The sequence below is a fragment of the Peribacillus sp. NPDC055009 genome (assembly GCF_053608705.1).
This window is the reverse complement of record NZ_JBSGVZ010000017.1, coordinates 41,237-59,605: the sequence shown is the minus strand read 5'-3', so window position 1 is coordinate 59,605 and position 18,369 is coordinate 41,237. Positions and strand designations below refer to the sequence as shown.

The window sequence follows — 18,369 nt, the reverse complement described above, 5'->3', positions numbered from 1 at the left end:
AGGGAATTGCCTTTATTCAATCTGCCCTATATTCTTCAGGTACCGACAGCAGATTCTGCTTTTCGGATTAGTCATTATTTCTAGTTTATGCTACAATTCAAAAGTGAAGATTTGATTAGTTTGGGGGAAAAAATGTGTTTTATTATTTGATTGCCCTTTTGGTCATAGCTCTCGATCAGCTGACAAAATGGATGATTGTGAAAAAAATGGAGTACGGAGAAAGCATTGAAATTATTGAAAACCTTCTATATATCACCTCGCATCGTAATCGTGGGGCAGCATGGGGAATTCTACAAGGTCAAATGTGGTTTTTCTACATCATCACCATCGCTGTCATTATTGGACTTGTCTATTATATTCAGAAAATGGCGAAGGAAAGCGTTTTGCTTGGAGCTGCACTTGCTCTCATGCTAGGCGGTGCGATTGGTAATTTCATCGATCGTGTTGTTCGTCAAGAAGTGGTGGATTTCGTTCATACCTATATTTTCAGCTACAGTTTCCCGGTATTTAATGTTGCTGATGCTGCGCTTTCAATTGGTGTCGGACTGCTCGTGATTCATATGTTTTTAGAAGAAAAAAACGCTAAGGAGAAAGATAATGGATAAAAGGTTATACAGCATCGATGAAACACTAAAAGGAGTCAGGATTGATAAGGCTCTTTCCACTTTGAATGAGGAATGGTCACGTACTCAGGTCCAGCAATGGATTAAGGATGATCATGTTTTGGTAAATGGCACGGCGATAAAGACGAATTACAAAGCTGTTCCTGGCGATACAATCGAAGTGACGATTCCTGAACTTGAGGAATTGGATGCGGTAGCAGAGGAAATGGATTTGGATATCTATTATGAAGATGCAGATGTACTTGTGGTTAATAAACCGAGCGGTATGGTCGTCCATCCTGCACCTGGTCATGTATCCGGTACGCTTGTAAATGGATTGATGGCACACTGCAAGGACCTTTCTGGAATCAACGGTGTCATGCGGCCTGGAATCGTCCATCGAATCGATAAAGATACTTCAGGTCTATTGATGGTTGCCAAAAATGATATGGCACATGAAAAACTGGTACAGCAGCTTGTGGACAAAACGGTTACCCGTAAGTATCAAGCTGTAGTTCATGGTGTGATCCCACATGACTTCGGAACGATCGATGCACCGATCGGCCGCGATAAAAAAGATCGCCAAAGCATGACTGTAACAGATTCGAATGCCAAAAATGCTGTCACGCATTTCCGGGTCATCGAACGCTTCAAGGATTTCACTTTAGTGGAATGCCAGCTTGAAACAGGAAGGACACATCAAATTCGTGTTCACATGAAATACATTGGCTTCCCGCTAGCGGGTGATCCTAAATATGGTCCGAAAAAGACCCTGAAATTAGATGGACAAGCATTGCACGCCGGACTTCTAGGTTTCATTCACCCTCGTACAAATGAGTATATGGAATTCGAAGCTCCGATTCCGGAAGAGTTAGAAAATCTAATTAATCAATTGCGTAGAAGTAAGGATTGACAAATTCGTTTTTCTGATATATTATAATAACAACTTAATAAGAACCTTTAACACAGTTCAGAGAGACTGAGAAGGAAACGGATACGCAAAATGGGATAATTATGCCCATGGCGATAAAATCCTCATGCCTTCTTGGCATGAGGATTTTTTTGTTGAAATTGACCTATCAGAAAAATGGAATCGGGGTGGCCGACGTGTTGAATGAGAAAGCCATAGTACTTGATGAGAAGGCCATTAGCAGAGCCTTGACGAGAATTGCCCATGAAATTATTGAGAAAAATAAGGGTATAGAAGATTGCGTCTTAATCGGGATACGTACACGCGGGATTTTCCTCGCTGACCGACTTGCAAAGCGCATCAATCAAATAGAAGGCAAGGAAATAGAACTGGGTGAACTGGATATTACACTTTATCGCGATGACCTTTCGAAAAAGACCAATGATGGGGAACCCATCGTAAAAGGTTCAGACATACCGGTCAATATCACTGACAAGAAAGTGATTTTAGTGGATGATGTTCTTTTCACAGGCAGAACCGTTAGAGCGGCAATGGATGCTCTGGTGGATTTGGGAAGACCTTCGCAGATCCAGCTTGCCGTATTAGTGGATAGGGGACATAGGGAATTGCCGATTCGAGCGGATTTCGTCGGCAAAAACGTTCCGACTTCCCAATCTGAAAAAATTACCGTTACATTAACAGAAGTAGATGAAATAGATCAAGTTACTATATTAGAATACTAAACAACATGAAAATTTCATATTACCCTTTTAAAGACAGTCCAGAGAGGCTGGCAAAGGGGAGTCAATCGGGAGAGCTATGCCTATGCATAGGCATTCGCCTTCTGAGAAACCCTCTTTGTATACCTGCAAAGAGGGTTTTTGCAGTTTTGATGGAATTTTCATGAGGGGGATACGGAAATGGAAGAAACGAAAAGAGACATCGTACTGGATGTTGAGGACGTACCAAAGGCTGGCCAGTGGATTACGTTAAGCATCCAGCATTTGTTCGCCATGTTCGGTGCAACGGTGCTGGTGCCATTCTTGGTAGGGTTAAGCCCAGCGGTAGCGCTGGTTTCAAGCGGTTTGGGCACACTTTCATACTTATTGATAACCAAAGGTCAGATACCAGCTTATCTCGGGTCATCTTTCGCTTTCATTACGCCGATTATCGCGGCAAAGGCATTAGGTGGTCCGGAGGCGGCCATGATCGGCTGTTTTGCAGCAGGGTTCATATATGGGATAGTAGCATTGATTATCCAAAAATTCGGATTGCGCTGGTTAATGAATATACTTCCTCCGGTTGTGGTGGGCCCGGTCATCATCGTAATCGGATTAAGCCTTGCCGGAACGGCCGTGGACATGGCAATGTATGATCCGCAAGATAAATACAGCGTCACATATATAGTTATAGCGCTGATCACTTTAGCGGTAACCATCATCTGTAACGTGTTCTTTAAAGGATTCATTAACTTGATCCCGATTTTAATGGGAATCATAGTGGGCTACGCCTGTTCGGCTGTTGCGGGAATAATAGATTATGAACCGATCAAATCGGCACAATGGTGGGAAATGCCTGACTTCATGTTGCCATATGTAACCTATACACCAACCTTCTCATGGGAGGTCATTGCCATCATGGTACCCGTCGCCATCGTAACTTTATCAGAACATATTGGTCACCAAATGGTTCTGAGCAAAGTAGTCGGCAGAAACTTTTTGGAAAAGCCCGGTTTGCATCGCTCGATTTTAGGAGATGGAGCAGGAATCATGATTGGTTCCTTCATCGGTGGTCCGCCGCTGACATCATATGGTGAAAATATTGGGGTCCTTACGATGACAAAGGCGTACAGTGTGTATATCATCGGCGGGGCAGCATTAACAGCAATCATCTTTGGCTTTAACGGTAAGATATCAGCAGTGATCAGCTCGATACCCAGCGCGGTGATGGGCGGCATTTCCATCTTGCTCTTCGGTATCATCGCATCAAGCGGATTAAGGATGCTGATTGATAATAAGGTCGATTTTGACAAGAAAAGAAACCTGATGATAGCTTCAGTCATCCTGGTGTTAGGAATCGGAGGAGCGTTCGTACAACTATCGGAAACGGTATCGCTTTCCGGAATGGCACTTTCAGCCATCGTCGGAATCCTTCTTAACTTGATTCTTCCGGACCGTGAAAAAATATCCGGAGATATATTTGAAAAATAAGATACTGCATCAAAACAATAAATCACCTTTTAAAAGAAGTCCAGAGAGGCTTAAAAGGGTGTTGCTGTAAAGAATGAGAACGGGATAAAGTGTAAACCATTCCGTGACCTCACACTCTTTATGACCTACACCCTGTCCTTAATGGCGGGGTGTTTTTTATGCCCCGCATCACAAATGTGAAAGGAGCAGGTTCGATGAAAAAATTATTGACCATGAATGAATTGACTTTAACCGATATTGAAAGAATTTTACATGAGGCAGAGTGTTTTGCCAACGGATCTAAATGGAATCCAAAGCAGCAGACCACAGTTGCCAATCTCTTCTTTGAACCAAGTACACGTACAAAATCAAGCTTTGAAATGGCTGAAAGAAAATTGGGACTTGAGGTCATTCCTTTTGATGCGGGTACATCCTCCGTGTTAAAAGGTGAAACCTTATATGACACTGTTAAAACACTAGAAGCAATAGGTGTAAATGCCTTGATCATCCGTCATGAACAGGATAATTATTTTGACGAATTGAATGAGAAGATCGGGATTCCAATAATCAATGCAGGGGATGGCTGTGGAAATCATCCAACCCAATCATTACTGGACCTATTGACGATAAAACAAGAGTTTAAAAGTTTCAAAGGTCTGAAGATTGCCATAATTGGTGATGTGAGGCATAGTCGGGTTGCGAAATCGAATGCAGAAGCATTGACCCGCTTAGGAGCGAATGTCGTATTTTCGGGCCCGCCTGAATGGTTTGACAGAACAAACAGTTTAGGAAGGTATGAGGACATCGATCATGCGGTAGCTACCTCGGATGTGGTCATGCTGCTCAGAATACAGCATGAAAGGCATATTGAAAAATACGATCAGGCAAATGGAGATTATCTGGAAAGTTTCGGCCTGACCAAACAACGTGAAGAAAATATGAAACCGGGTGCGATCATCATGCATCCTGCACCAATAAACCGCGGTGTTGAAATAGACAGTGATTTAGTCGAATGCAGCCGCTCAAGAATTTTTAAACAAATGGAGAATGGCGTGTTCATTAGAATGGCCGTATTAAAAAATGTGCTTGAACAATCCGAAGGGGGAAACACTCATGAAAACAGTAATCAAAAATGGAGTATTGCTAGATAATCAAAACTCATTCAAAAAAGCGGACATTGAAATGGAAGGCAAGGTCATCACAAAAATCGGCGAAAACCTGGCAACGGAAAATTGTAAGGTAGTTGACGCTGAAGGGTTACTTATTACATCAGGATTCGTTGACCTGCATGTCCATTTACGCGAACCTGGCGGTGAACATAAAGAAACGATCGCAAGCGGGACGCTTGCAGCGGCAAGAGGTGGTTTCACTACGGTAGCGGCGATGCCGAATACAAGGCCAGTTCCTGATACAGTGGAGAACCTTGAGGCGCTTAACAGGAAGATTGAAGAAACGGCTCATGTCAGGGTACTCCCATATGCATCCATTACGATAAGGGAAGCAGGCAAGGAGCTGACCGACTTTGCTTCATTAAAACAAACGGGTGCTTTCGCCTTTACGGACGACGGCGTAGGAATTCAAGAAGCCGGGATGATGCTGGAAGCGATGAAACGGGCAGCCGCTCAAGATATGGCCATAGTAGCTCATTGTGAAGACAATAGCTTAATCAATAAAGGCTCCGTCCATGAAGGAAGATTCTCAAAAGAACAGGGAATCAATGGAATTCCGTCGGCATGTGAAGCGGTACATATCGCCCGGGATATCCTTCTTGCCGAAGCGGCTAACTGCCATTATCACGTGTGCCATATATCCACTAAGGAATCGGTAAGGACGGTAAGGGATGCAAAACGTGCAGGTATCCGAGTTACAGCCGAAGTTACACCGCATCACTTATTATTGTGTGAAGATGATATACCGGGACTTGATGCGAATTATAAAATGAACCCGCCATTAAGGGGCCGTGAAGATCGGGACGCGTTGATTGAAGGACTGCTTGACGGAACCATCGATTTTATAGCAACAGACCATGCCCCGCATACGGCAGAGGAAAAGGCGCAGGGAATGCAGCTGGCTCCTTTCGGAATAGTAGGATTGGAAACCGCCTTCCCGCTGCTTTACACCGAATTGGTTAAAAAGGGCATCATAACATTAAAGCAATTGATCGATTTCATGACAATCAAACCATCTGAAAGTTTCTCCCTTCCTTATGGAGAGCTAAAAGAAGGTGCTACTGCGGATATCGTACTCATCGATTTGGAAACGGAAAAAGAAATCAATGCTGAAGAGTTTGCTTCAAAAGGGAAAAATACACCTTTTAATGAAAAGAAATGTTATGGCTGGCCAGTCATGACGATTGCACAAGGAAAAATAGCTTGGGAAAAAGGACGTGTTCAAGGATGAAAAGACAGCTAATTTTAGAAGATGGGACAGTATTCCTTGGGGAAGCATTCGGAGGGGACGTAGAAAAAATAGGTGAAGTCGTTTTTAACACAGGAATGACGGGATACCAAGAGATTCTATCCGATCCATCGTATTGCGGTCAAATCGTTACACTTACGTATCCATTAATCGGGAACTACGGTATAAACCGGGATGACTTTGAATCCATCAATCCAGCCATAGCAGGATTCGTCGTTAAGGAAACAGCAGAACATCCTTCCAACTGGCGAAACCAATTATCACTAGATGAATATTTGAAAATGAAGAACATACCTGGAATTAGCGGAATCGATACGAGAAAGCTGACAAGAATCATCAGGAAATCAGGTGCACTTAAAGGGGCACTTTGCAATATCAATAAAGATGCAAATGAAGTGGTTTCCCAATTGAAAGCAACGGTGATTCCTTCTAATCAGGTAAAACAGGTTTCAACAAAAGCACCTTATTCCAGCCCGGGCAGAGGCCCGCGGGTAGTTCTTGTAGATTACGGCATGAAGCATGGGATTTTACGTGAGTTGACGAAGCGCGGCTGTGATGTCGTGGTTGTGCCTTATAACGTCACGGCCGAAGAAGTGATGCAATATCATCCGGATGGCGTGATGCTTTCAAACGGTCCTGGAGATCCGAAAAGTGTTCATGAGACGCTCGAAATGATCCGGACAATCCAAACGCAAGTGCCGTTATTCGGAATCTGTTTAGGACATCAATTATTCGCACTTGCAAACGGGGCGGATACAGCAAAATTAAAATTCGGCCATCGAGGTTCGAATCATCCGGTCAGGGACCTTCGTACCGGAAAAGTATCCATCACATCTCAAAATCATGGATATACAGTTGAAGAGCTTTCCATAGAAAGTACAGATCTTATTGTGACACATACAGCATTGAATGACGATACGATTGAAGGACTGCGCCATAAAAAGTATCCTGCTTTCACCGTGCAATATCACCCGGAAGCATCACCAGGTCCGGAAGATGCCAACTACTTATTCAATGAATTCTTACAAATGATTGAAGCTGCAACCAACAAGGGGGAAAAAACATGCCAAAACGCACTGATATAAAAAGCATCCTAGTAATTGGTTCCGGTCCGATCGTCATCGGACAGGCCGCCGAGTTCGATTATGCAGGAACCCAAGCGTGTATAGCCTTAAAAGAAGAAGGTTATCGAGTGATCCTGATTAACTCTAACCCTGCTACAATCATGACAGACACTGAAATGGCTGACGCGGTTTATATTGAACCGATCACATTGGAATTTGTCAGCAAAATCATTCGTAAAGAGCGCCCGGATGCACTGTTACCTACCTTGGGCGGACAGACTGGCTTGAACATGGCCGTTGAGCTTGCCGAATCAGGAATCTTGGAAGAATGCAATGTACAGATTCTTGGTACCAAACTTTCGGCTATCCAACAAGCGGAAGACCGTGACCTTTTCCGTACGCTAATGAACGATCTTGGGGAACCAGTGCCTGACAGCGACATTATTCATAACTTGGAAGAAGCTTATACATTCGTTGAACGAGTCGGATATCCGGTTATTGTTCGTCCAGCCTTCACGCTTGGCGGAACAGGCGGTGGGATTTGTGATAACGAAGAGCAGCTTATCGAGATCGTTGAGGGTGGCCTGAAAAGCAGCCCGGTTCACCAATGTCTGCTTGAGAAGAGCATTGCCGGTTTCAAAGAAGTGGAATATGAAGTGATGCGTGACTCCAATGATAATGCAATAGTCGTTTGTAATATGGAAAACTTCGATCCTGTCGGTGTCCATACAGGAGATTCAATAGTTGCGGCACCAAGCCAAACATTAAGTGACAGAGAGTATCAAATGCTTCGGAATACTTCTTTGAAGATTATCCGCGCTTTGAAAATTGAAGGTGGATGTAATGTTCAACTTGCACTAGATCCAAACAGCTATCAATATTATGTCATTGAAGTGAACCCAAGGGTCAGCCGTTCTTCGGCACTTGCTTCAAAAGCGACTGGGTATCCAATTGCAAAGCTGGCAGCAAAGATAGCCGTTGGTTTGACACTTGATGAAATGATGAACCCTGTCACTGGCAAAACCTATGCCAGCTTTGAACCGGCACTGGACTATGTCGTTACGAAAATTCCGCGCTGGCCTTTCGATAAGTTCGAAAGCGCCAACCGTAGACTCGGGACCCAAATGAAAGCGACCGGAGAAGTCATGGCAATCGGCCGTACATTCGAGGAATCCATCTTAAAAGCTGTCCGTTCCCTTGAAGCGGGTATATACCATCTTAACTTGAATGACGAGTTTGAGGATGGAAAAATAGAGAAACGGATCCGAAAAGCCGGAGATGAACGGTTATTCTATATCGGTGAAGCTTTAAGAAGGGGCAAAACGATCGAAACGATCCACGAATGGAGCCAGATCGATTTATTCTTCTTGCATAAGTTGAAAAAGATAATCGACTTTGAAAAGCAGCTTAAAGAACATTCATTTGATTGTGAAGTATTGCAAAAGGCTAAAGAACTAGGGTTTTCTGACAAAACGATCGCGGAAATATGGGAAGTTCCCGAAATTGACGTCTATGAGTACCGGAAACAGCAAGGAATCATCCCTGTTTACAAAATGGTTGATACATGTGCTGCCGAATTCGAATCGGAAACACCGTATTTTTATGGGACATATGAAGATGAGAATGAATCCATCGTGACCGACAAGAAAAGTGTCATTGTCCTGGGATCAGGTCCAATTCGGATCGGGCAAGGAGTAGAGTTTGATTATGCGACCGTACATTCGGTATGGGCCATTAAAGAAGCGGGATATGAAGCGATCATCATCAACAACAATCCAGAAACAGTTTCGACGGATTTCAGTATCTCCGACAAACTTTATTTCGAACCATTGACTATTGAAGATGTCATGCATGTCATCGATTTGGAAAAACCGGAAGGCGTCATCGTCCAGTTTGGCGGACAGACAGCAATCAACCTTGCAGATGGTCTTGTTGAAAGAGGAGTGAAAATCCTTGGTACTTCACTTGAAGACCTGGATAGGGCGGAAAATCGCAATAAATTTGAAAAAGCACTGAAGGATTTAGGCATTCCTCAGCCAAAGGGTAAAACCGCAACATCGGTTGATGAAGCGATCGTCATCGCTGAAGATATTGGTTACCCTGTTTTAGTAAGGCCATCGTATGTTCTCGGAGGAAGAGCGATGGAAATCGTCTATAAACAAGAAGAATTGCTGCATTACATGAAAAATGCCGTGAAAATAAATCCGGATCATCCTGTCCTGATAGACCGCTACTTAACGGGTAAGGAAATAGAAGTCGATGGTATTTCCGATGGTGAAACGGTGGTTATCCCCGGGATCATGGAGCATATCGAACGTGCCGGCGTCCATTCAGGTGATTCGATTGCAGTTTATCCGCCGCAAAATTTAACGGAAAAACAAAAAGAAGTAATCATCGACTATACGATCCGATTGGCAAAAGGCTTGAATATAATTGGTCTCTTGAACATTCAATATGTCATCAGCAATGAAGAAGTGTATGTAATTGAAGTAAATCCACGTTCGAGCCGGACCGTTCCATTCTTAAGTAAAATTACGAATGTGCCGATGGCTAACTTAGCCACGAAGGTCATCTTGGGCCACACACTAGAAAGCCAAGGTTACAAATCTGGGTTAGTGCCAGAACAAACTGGGGTCTTTGTGAAAGTGCCGGTCTTCTCTTTTGCAAAATTAAGAGGCGTGGACATTTCTCTCGGACCTGAAATGAAATCGACTGGTGAAGTAATGGGGAAAGATAGCACCCTCGAAAAGGCTTTATATAAAGGGTTGGTCGCTTCCGGCTTCAAAATTAAGGGGCATGGCTCGGTGTTATTGACGATATCGGACAAAGATAAGCAAGAAGCGCTACTTTTAGCAAGACGTTTCCATAATATCGGTTTCAAGCTGATAGCCACCAGTGGAACTGCGGCCCTATTGCAGCAATCGGGCATCCCGACTGCGATTGTCGGTAAAATTGGCGAAGAAGGTACAAACCTGCTGGATGTTATCCGGAACGGGGAAGCGCAATTTGTCATAAATACTTTGACAAAAGGCAAGCAGCCGGCCCGGGATGGTTTCAGAATCCGACGTGAATCGGTTGAAAATGGAGTGACATGCTTAACATCACTTGATACGGCAGAAGCTATTTTAAGAGTGATAGAATCCATGACCTTCTCGGCAGAAGCAATGGGAAAAACGGAAAAAAGTCGTGAGGTGAGCTATATATGATCAAGAAGGAAAGAATGAAGGTGTTAAATCATAAGGAGCTGGCCCCATCCATCTTTGAACTTACCCTGCAAGGTGAATTGGTTTCAGAGATGAAGCAACCAGGCCAGTTTGTCCAAGTCAAGACAACTGAAGGCACTGAGCCATTGTTAAGACGCCCGATTTCAATTTCTTCTTACAACAGCAGTGAAAAACAGTTCACGATGATATACCGGGCTGAAGGGAAAGGGACGACGCTGTTATCACAGCGTAAAGAGGCGGAAGCGGTCGATATTCTTGGACCGCTTGGCAACGGATTTCCCGTTCATGAGGCCAAAAAGGGAGAAACGGCATTATTGGTTGGCGGCGGGATTGGTGTCCCGCCCCTGTATCAACTATCACAGATGTTGGTTGCGAAAGGTGTAAATGTAATCCATGTATTGGGCTTCCAGACCAAGTCCGCCATCTTTTACGAAAAAGAATTCAGTGAATTAGGTGATACCCATATAGCCACTGTGGATGGTTCATATGGGACAAAAGGATTTGTTACGACTGTAATAGACAACCTTGAGCAAGAGTTTGCAACAATCTTTTCCTGCGGGCCTACACCAATGTTAAGAGCGTTGGAAGCGGGCTATCGTGAGAAAAAGCTTTACCTGTCCCTTGAGGAAAGGATGGGCTGCGGCATCGGTGCATGCTTTGCCTGCGTGTGTCATACAGGGGATGATCCAACTGGTTTCAGTTATAAAAAGGTATGCAGCGATGGACCCGTGTTCCGGGCAGGAGAGGTGGTACTATGAGCAGGCTTTCAGTTGAATTACCAGGATTACATTTGAAAAACCCAGTCATGCCAGCATCTGGATGCTTTGGATTTGGCCGTGAATACAGTCAATTTTTCGACTTGGATATTCTTGGGGCGATCATGATCAAAGCGACCACTCCTGAGCCGAGGTTCGGTAACCCTACTCCGCGTGTTGCGGAAACCTCTTCGGGAATGCTGAACGCCATCGGTCTGCAGAATCCAGGTTTAGAAAAGGTCATCAGTGAAGAACTGGCCTGGCTAGGTGGGTATGATGTTCCCATCATCGCCAACGTTGCAGGTTCTCAAATAGCTGACTATGTAAAGGTTGCCAGGGAAATAAGCAAGGTAGGGAATGTAAAAGCACTTGAATTGAATATCTCTTGTCCGAATGTAAAAGAAGGAGGCATAGCTTTCGGTACGGTACCGGAAGTTGCCAAAGAGGTAACAAAGGCGGTCAAGGAAGTATCTTCCGTTCCTGTATATGTGAAGCTTTCACCGAATGTCAGTGATATTGTGGAAATGGCCAAAGCTGTAGAAGAAGGCGGGGCCGACGGGCTGACAATGATAAATACATTAGTCGGCATGCGGTTGGATTTAAAGACTGGTAAACCGATTCTATCGAACAGAACGGGAGGTTTATCTGGTCCTGCAATAAAACCTGTTGCTCTCCGGATGATTTATGAGGTAAGCCAGCAAGTGTCGATTCCAATAATCGGAATGGGCGGCATCGCTACAGCGGAAGACGTCATTGAATTTTTCTATGCGGGTGCCAGTGCTGTTGCGGTAGGAACCGCGAACTTCGTGGATCCCTTTGTTTGCCCGACCATCATTGAAGAATTGCCGAAATTGTTGGATGAGCTGGGATTTGACCATATTTCAGAATGTACCGGAAGGAGCTGGAAACAGAATGAAACAGTCACTAATTATCGCTCTTGATTTCCCTGACTTCATTCAAACGGAGAAATTCCTAAAACAGTTCCACTCGGAAAAACTGGCTGTAAAAGTGGGGATGGAATTATTTTATCAGAATGGACCATCAATAATCTCTTTCGTAAAAGAGCAAGGTCACGATGTGTTTTTGGACTTGAAGCTTCATGATATTCCAAATACGGTCAAAATGGCCATGACAGGATTGGCAACTTTAGGTGCCGACATGGTCAATGTACATGCGGCGGGTGGCCAAAAAATGATGGAAGCAGCCATCGAAGGCCTGGATAAGGGAACGTCCGCTGGTAAAAAGCGTCCATTATGCATAGGGGTTACCCAACTGACGAGCACGTCACAAGAACAAATGAATGTTGAGCAAAACATTGCCGGATCTCTGGAGGATTCGGTCCTCCATTTTGCAAAACTTACTAAACAGGCAGGATTGGATGGAGTCGTCTGTTCCACCCATGAAGTAAAGACCATACATGAACGCATCGGTCATGAATTTTTAACGGTCACACCTGGAATCCGAAATGCAGGAGGACAGACGCATGATCAAAAGAGAATTGCCACGCCTGAACAGGCTAGGGAATTTGGAGCCGATGCCATCGTTGTAGGAAGAGCCATAACGGGAGCGGAAGATCCATTAAGGGCGTATTTGGATATGAAAGCAGCTTGGGAGGGAATATCATGTTAAATAATAAGATAGCTGAACATCTTTTGGAAATAAAAGCAGTGTACCTACAGCCGAATGACCCATTTACTTGGGCATCTGGAATTCAATCACCCATTTATTGTGACAACCGTTTAACCCTTTCGTACCCAGAGGTTCGTAATGAAATAGCGGAAGGATTGAAAGGATTGATTGAACAGCACTTCCCTGAGGCTGAACTAATTGCAGGAACAGCAACTGCCGGCATTCCGCATGCAGCTTGGGTAAGTGAAAAATTAAATGCACCGATGTGCTATGTTCGATCCAAAGCCAAGGAGCACGGAAAGGGCAATCAAATCGAAGGCCGTGCTGTTCCAGGACAAAAAGTGGTGGTTGTGGAAGACTTGATTTCAACCGGCGGAAGTGTAATATCTGCTGTTAACGCGCTGAAGGAAGCAGGCTGTGATGTTCTAGGAGTCGTTTCGATCTTTACTTATGAATTGGAAAAGGGAAAAGAAAAATTCGATGCTGAGGGCATTATTAACCATTCGTTGAGTGACTACTCGACTTTGATAAAAGTCGCTAATGAAAAAGGGTACATCACGGCAGATGAATTGGAAAAGCTAAAAAAATGGCGGGAGAATCCGGCTGATACAGCTTGGATTTCAGCATGAAAATAGAGTTGACCCAATCACGGAGGATTGGGCCAACTCTATTTTTTTACTCCTTTACCGCTTCCTTTAAGCGTATGACGGTATCGGCATCAGGTGTAATATATACGGTCTGCTGCTGCTCATAGATCACGAACCCGGGCTTGGAACCATTCGGTTTCTTAACATGGCGAACTTGTGTGAAGTCAACGGGCACTGAACTCGATTGCTTGGCTTTACTGAAGAAAGCTGCTAATACGGCTGCCTCTTTTATCGTTTCTTCACTTGGCGATTCATTTCGAATGACAACATGTGAGCCAGGTATATCTTTGGTATGAAGCCATATTTCATCACGGCGTGCAAACTTATTGGTTAGGTAATCATTTTGTTTATTATTCTTCCCGACAAAAATCAGATCTCCATCTGTAGCATAATATGTTTCAAGCTGCGGTTTTGCATTTGCAGGCTTTTTCATGCCTTTTTTCTTTTTTTGCCGAATGTATCCTTCTTCTTGAAGTTCTTCGCGAATTTCCTCTATATCTCTGGGTGACGCTGATTGAAGCTGCTGGTGCAAGGCTTCAAAATAGGCCAATTCCAATTTTGTTTTTTCGATTTGTTCTTGCACGACTCCGACTGCATTTTTGGACTTTTGGTATCTGGAGAAGTACTTTTGTGCATTATCTGATGGATTTTTTAAAGGGTCAAGCGGGATGGTGACCATATTTTGATCTTCATCATAATAATTGACGACTTCTATTTCCTTCATGCCTTTTTTCATTTGATATAAATTAGCTGTAAGCAGCTCGCCGAACAACTGATACTGTTCCCCGCGTTCCGTATCTTTTAATGTACGTTCGAGCTTCCCGATTTTTTTTGTGTTCTTTTCGATTTCATTCGTAATGAAACGTTCTACATCCTGGCTCTTTTGCTTAACCCGATCTCTTTCTGCCTTTCCGAAGTAATAGCGGTCGAGCATCTCGCTCAATGAAGGAAACGTACGTTGATTGCCAGTCAGATGCTCTAGTGAAAGCATATAAAAAACTTCTTTATTTCCATCTTGTTTGATCGTGGCGGCATATTTTCTCTCCGAGATTTCCTGGATAATACTTAAAAATGCTGAAGGAAGGGTCGTGCTGTTGGCAAGCCCAGCCCGGTAGACGGCTTCCTTTGCAACTAATGGTGAAACTCCGGAAAAATGGGCAACAAGCTGTCGATCCAGCTTTCCTGCATTGAAGTCGATATTCTTCCTGATACCGTCCTCCGTAGCATCGAAGGGATTATTCTTTTCTTGTGCTGGTGGAGCCTTATATTCTTGGCCAGGCAATATCGCCCGATAACTGTTAACGGCATGTGAAACATGCTTAATGCTGTCCAAAATCATATTCCGTTCTTTATCAACTAAAACAATGTTGCTGTGACGTCCCATGATTTCGATGATTAACTGCTTTTGGGAGACATCACCAAGCTCATTGCGGCCCTTCACTTCAAAAATGATCATTCTATCAAGTTCATATTGATAAATATTTTCTATCGTGTAGCCTTCGAGGTGCTTCCTAAGAAGCATGCAGAACATGGGTGCTTCCTTGGGGTTTTCATAGCTTTCTTCGGTCATTTGCACCCTCGAATAACTTGGGTGGGCTGACAATAAGAGCTTATGGTTCTTACCTCCAGCACGAACAACCAGTATTACTTCATTTTTATAAGGCTGATGTACCTTATTGATTCGTCCACCTTTTAATATAGAAGCGATTTCTTCCGTCATCGCTTTCGTAAATAATCCATCAAATGACATTCTATTTTTACTTCCTTTACATAAGATTTTCTAAGATACTCATTTTGCTAAGCGTTATCAGTGCATTGGACTGCCCATTTTAGCTAATCACAAATTTAAGCGAACTGGGTGGAAAGCTGTAGCTGCCGTTCGGGAATATTGAATGGATGCTATTTTTATAGGTTCCTGAGATAAATCCTAAATTAGACCATCCATCATGATTAGCTTTCGTTCATTCATTAAATTATCCGCATCGTTCTTCTTTCCGCAATTCTGTTTAATTATAGCATTATTTTGGACGAGTCTGAATAATCATGGAAGAAGAGCAGGTTGTTTTATGTATCGGTAAGCAGGCAGGTGTTGGATGGGTAAAGCAAAAAGCGCCTGTTGAGATGTATACAGGAGCCTATTTCATTCTATTCAAAGGGATGTGTGATACTTGATGGAGTTCAAGGAAATGAATAATCAAGAAATGGAGAAAGCGCTTCAAACAAACGTTACACACGGTTTGGACGATGATGAAGTAAAGGACAGGCTGCGAAAGCATGGCTTTAACGAATTGAAGGAAGGGGAAAAACAGTCTGCCATACTTTTATTCTTCGCCCAATTCAAAGATTTCATGGTCATCGTTTTACTTGCCGCGACATTGGTCTCCGGGATATTGGGTGAATATATCGATGCGATTGCCATCATGGCGATTGTTTTTTTGAATGGATTACTTGGTTTTTTTCAAGAACGGAAGGCAGAAAAATCCTTGGATGCCCTAAAGGAAATGGCAGCGCCGCAAGTTAACGTGCTTCGAGATGGACAGTGGCTGAAGATCCCATCGAAGGAAGTCGTTGTGGGGGATATCCTGAAGTTTTCGAGCGGTGACCGAATTGGTGCCGATTTACGGATCGTCGACCATTCAAGCCTTGAAATAGAAGAGTCTGCACTTACCGGAGAGTCACTCCCGGCCGTTAAATGTTCCGATCCATTGATGAATGAAGTCGAAGGTATCGGTGATCAGGAAAATATGGCTTTTATGGGAACGATGGTGACAAGAGGAAATGGAGTCGGAATCGTAACCGCTACGGGTATGAATACGGCGATGGGCAAGATTGCGGATCTCCTGCAGACTGCAGAAACAAAAGAAACACCGCTTCAGCGGAGGTTGGAGCAGTTAGGCAAAATTTTGATCGTCACGGCTTTAATATTAACTGTAATTGTAGTCCTGACTGGTGTCATTCAAGGGCATGACCTCTATACGATGTTTTTAGCCGGGGTATCATTGGCTGTTGCAGCGATTCCCGAAGGCTTGCCAGCCATTGTGACCGTAGCCTTGTCTTTAGGCGTTCAGCGTATGATCAAACAAAAAGCGATTGTCCGCAAGCTTCCTGCTGTAGAAACGCTAGGCTGCGCAACGGTGATTTGCTCAGATAAGACAGGAACACTGACCCAAAACAAAATGACGGTGACGAAGGTTTGGAGTGGAGGGAAAACTTGGGATGTCAGCGGTACTGGTTATAAACCTGTCGGAGAGTTTTCTTTAGAGGGAGTTTCAGTTGCCCCGAGAAACCATAATGCATTGCTGCAAATAATTACATTCGGCATGCTCTGTAACAAAGCTGAGTTAAAGGAGAATGGTAAACAATATATTTTAGACGGTGATCCGACAGAAGGGGCGATGTTGGTCGCGGCAATGAAAGCAGGGTTGACAAGGGAACACCTGTCTAAGGGGTTTACGATAGTGAAGGAGTTTCCATTTGACTCGAGCCGCAAAATGATGAGTGTCATAGTGAAGGATGATAAGGATAATCATTTTGTAATTGCAAAAGGGGCCCCTGACGTATTGATCGCCCAGTCCGATACGATTCTTTGGGAAGGCAGGTCGGAAATATTAAATCGGGAGAGTAAGGAAAGGGTACAGCAGGATATGAATGAGCTTGCCTCACAGGCACTTCGAATGATTGCCGTTGGATATAAACCCCTTCCGAAAGGAACGATTTTGCTTCATGAAACCGAAGCTGAGCGCAATTTGACCTTCATGGGGCTGCAGGGCATGATCGATCCCCCGCGTCCGGAGGTGAAGCAGGCTGTTAAGGAATGCAGGGATGCCGGGATCAAAACTGTCATGATTACTGGCGACCATGTAATAACCGCAAAGGCAATAGCTAAAGAACTTGGTATTTTAAAAGGAAAAGACCGTGTACTTGAAGGACGGCAATTGGCGGACATGGATGTCGGGGAACTTGAGGAAGTTGTTGAAAGTGTTTCGGTATTTGCCCGCGTTTCCCCGGAACATAAGTTGAAAATCGTAAAAGCCTTGCAAAATAAAGGACATGTCGTTGCAATGACAGGGGATGGAGTCAATGATGCCCCTGCAATAAAATCAGCGGATATTGGTATATCCATGGGCATCACGGGTACTGATGTCGCGAAGGAAGCTTCTTCCTTGATATTGGTTGATGATAATTTTGCTACAATTAAATCGGCCATCAAAGAAGGCAGGAATATTTATGAAAACATCAGGAAGTTCATCCGTTATCTGCTTGCTTCCAATGTGGGGGAGATCTTGGTCATGTTTTTTGCGATGCTATGTGCATTGCCTTTACCTTTGATACCAATCCAGATCTTATTCGTGAACCTTGTGACTGACGGACTGCCCGCGATGGCATTGGGTCTGGATGCCGCCGAAGAAGATGTAATGAAAAGAAATCCAAGAAATGCCAATGAAGGTGTTTTTGGAAGAGGGCTTGGCTGGAAGATCATTTCACGCGGTTTTCTGATCGGGATTTCAACATTGATCGCATTTTATGTTGTATATCGTGCAAATCCCGAAAACCTTGCATATGCACAAACGATTGCGTTCGCTACCTTGGTATTGGCTCAGCTTATACATGTATTCGATTGCCGAAGTGAACGTTCGATCTTCTCGAGAAATCCATTCGGTAACCTTTATCTAGTGGGGGCGGTATTATCCTCCCTATTATTGATGGTAGCCGTCATGTATGTGCAGCCTTTACAAACAATCTTTCATACGGTACCGATTTCGGGAAGGGATTGGCTATTAGTAATAGGAATGGCATCCATTCCAACTTTTTTACTGGCTGGAACCTTTTTAGCAAGAAAAGCACAATGATATATGATATAATCTTTAAGGTGGTAGAGTCTTGCTCTATTGCCTTTTTATTTTTGTAGTATTTTATTTGTGAGCTAAAGT

The 18,369-nt window shown here is 43.8% G+C and carries 15 protein-coding genes; 14 read left to right on the top strand and 1 reads right to left on the bottom strand.

Annotated elements, in window-relative coordinates:
* Window positions 1–134: 134 nt before the first annotated feature.
* From lspA to pyrE, 12 genes are all read left to right on the top strand, one after another.
* A complete protein-coding gene (gene lspA, locus ACWF5P_RS21015) occupies window positions 135–605 on the top strand; it encodes a signal peptidase II (protein WP_101224594.1) in 471 nt (156 codons plus the stop codon).
* A complete protein-coding gene (locus tag ACWF5P_RS21010) occupies window positions 598–1,515 on the top strand; it encodes an RluA family pseudouridine synthase (protein WP_402941751.1) in 918 nt (305 codons plus the stop codon). The genes lspA and ACWF5P_RS21010 overlap by 8 nt, the downstream gene beginning before the upstream one ends.
* Window positions 1,516–1,712: 197 nt before the next feature.
* Window positions 1,713–2,255 carry a bifunctional pyr operon transcriptional regulator/uracil phosphoribosyltransferase PyrR gene (gene pyrR / locus ACWF5P_RS21005; protein ID WP_434169636.1) on the top strand — a complete coding sequence of 181 codons (543 nt, stop codon included), beginning with the start codon at window positions 1,713–1,715 and terminating at the stop codon, window positions 2,253–2,255.
* A 177-nt stretch (window positions 2,256–2,432) separates the two neighbouring features.
* Window positions 2,433–3,722, top strand: a complete 1,290-nt coding sequence (locus tag ACWF5P_RS21000) for a solute carrier family 23 protein (RefSeq protein ID WP_452445232.1) — start codon at window positions 2,433–2,435, stop codon at window positions 3,720–3,722.
* 194 nt (window positions 3,723–3,916) lie between these two features.
* Complete coding sequence (locus ACWF5P_RS20995) at window positions 3,917–4,852, top strand: aspartate carbamoyltransferase catalytic subunit (RefSeq protein WP_434169048.1); 936 nt, start codon at window positions 3,917–3,919, stop codon at window positions 4,850–4,852.
* Entirely contained in the window at window positions 4,815–6,101 is a 1,287-nt protein-coding gene (locus ACWF5P_RS20990; protein ID WP_230177546.1) for a dihydroorotase, read from the top strand. The genes ACWF5P_RS20995 and ACWF5P_RS20990 overlap by 38 nt, the downstream gene beginning before the upstream one ends.
* Entirely contained in the window at window positions 6,098–7,204 is a 1,107-nt protein-coding gene (locus tag ACWF5P_RS20985; RefSeq protein WP_101224599.1) for a carbamoyl phosphate synthase small subunit, read from the top strand. Before ACWF5P_RS20990 ends, ACWF5P_RS20985 begins: the two co-directional genes overlap by 4 nt.
* Window positions 7,183–10,389, top strand: coding sequence for a carbamoyl-phosphate synthase large subunit (gene carB, locus ACWF5P_RS20980; RefSeq protein WP_452445231.1), 3,207 nt, complete (start codon window positions 7,183–7,185; stop codon window positions 10,387–10,389). The genes ACWF5P_RS20985 and carB overlap by 22 nt, the downstream gene beginning before the upstream one ends.
* Entirely contained in the window at window positions 10,386–11,165 is a 780-nt protein-coding gene (locus ACWF5P_RS20975) for a dihydroorotate dehydrogenase electron transfer subunit (RefSeq protein ID WP_101224601.1), read from the top strand. Before carB ends, ACWF5P_RS20975 begins: the two co-directional genes overlap by 4 nt.
* Complete coding sequence (locus ACWF5P_RS20970) at window positions 11,162–12,103, top strand: dihydroorotate dehydrogenase (RefSeq protein WP_101224602.1); 942 nt, start codon at window positions 11,162–11,164, stop codon at window positions 12,101–12,103. Before ACWF5P_RS20975 ends, ACWF5P_RS20970 begins: the two co-directional genes overlap by 4 nt.
* Window positions 12,075–12,791: an orotidine-5'-phosphate decarboxylase gene (gene pyrF / locus ACWF5P_RS20965; protein WP_452445230.1), complete on the top strand. Its 717-nt coding sequence runs from the start codon at window positions 12,075–12,077 to the stop codon at window positions 12,789–12,791. Before ACWF5P_RS20970 ends, pyrF begins: the two co-directional genes overlap by 29 nt.
* Entirely contained in the window at window positions 12,785–13,420 is a 636-nt protein-coding gene (gene pyrE / locus ACWF5P_RS20960) for an orotate phosphoribosyltransferase (RefSeq protein WP_452445229.1), read from the top strand. Before pyrF ends, pyrE begins: the two co-directional genes overlap by 7 nt.
* Before the next feature lie 46 nt (window positions 13,421–13,466).
* Here pyrE and ACWF5P_RS20955 read toward each other — a convergent pair whose 3' ends face one another.
* Complete coding sequence (locus ACWF5P_RS20955) at window positions 13,467–15,188, bottom strand: Rqc2 family fibronectin-binding protein (protein ID WP_452445228.1); 1,722 nt, start codon at window positions 15,186–15,188, stop codon at window positions 13,467–13,469.
* A 293-nt stretch (window positions 15,189–15,481) separates the two neighbouring features.
* Here ACWF5P_RS20955 and ACWF5P_RS20950 point away from each other — a divergent pair, with 293 nt between their 5' ends.
* Both ACWF5P_RS20950 and ACWF5P_RS20945 read left to right on the top strand, forming a co-directional pair.
* The gene (locus ACWF5P_RS20950) at window positions 15,482–15,610 is read left to right on the top strand and encodes a hypothetical protein (protein WP_260357047.1); all 129 of its coding nucleotides are present in this window, start codon (window positions 15,482–15,484) and stop codon (window positions 15,608–15,610) included.
* Window positions 15,610–18,288: a calcium-translocating P-type ATPase, SERCA-type gene (locus ACWF5P_RS20945; protein WP_434169637.1), complete on the top strand. Its 2,679-nt coding sequence runs from the start codon at window positions 15,610–15,612 to the stop codon at window positions 18,286–18,288. The genes ACWF5P_RS20950 and ACWF5P_RS20945 overlap by 1 nt, the downstream gene beginning before the upstream one ends.
* The last annotated feature ends 81 nt before the right edge of the window (window positions 18,289–18,369 follow it).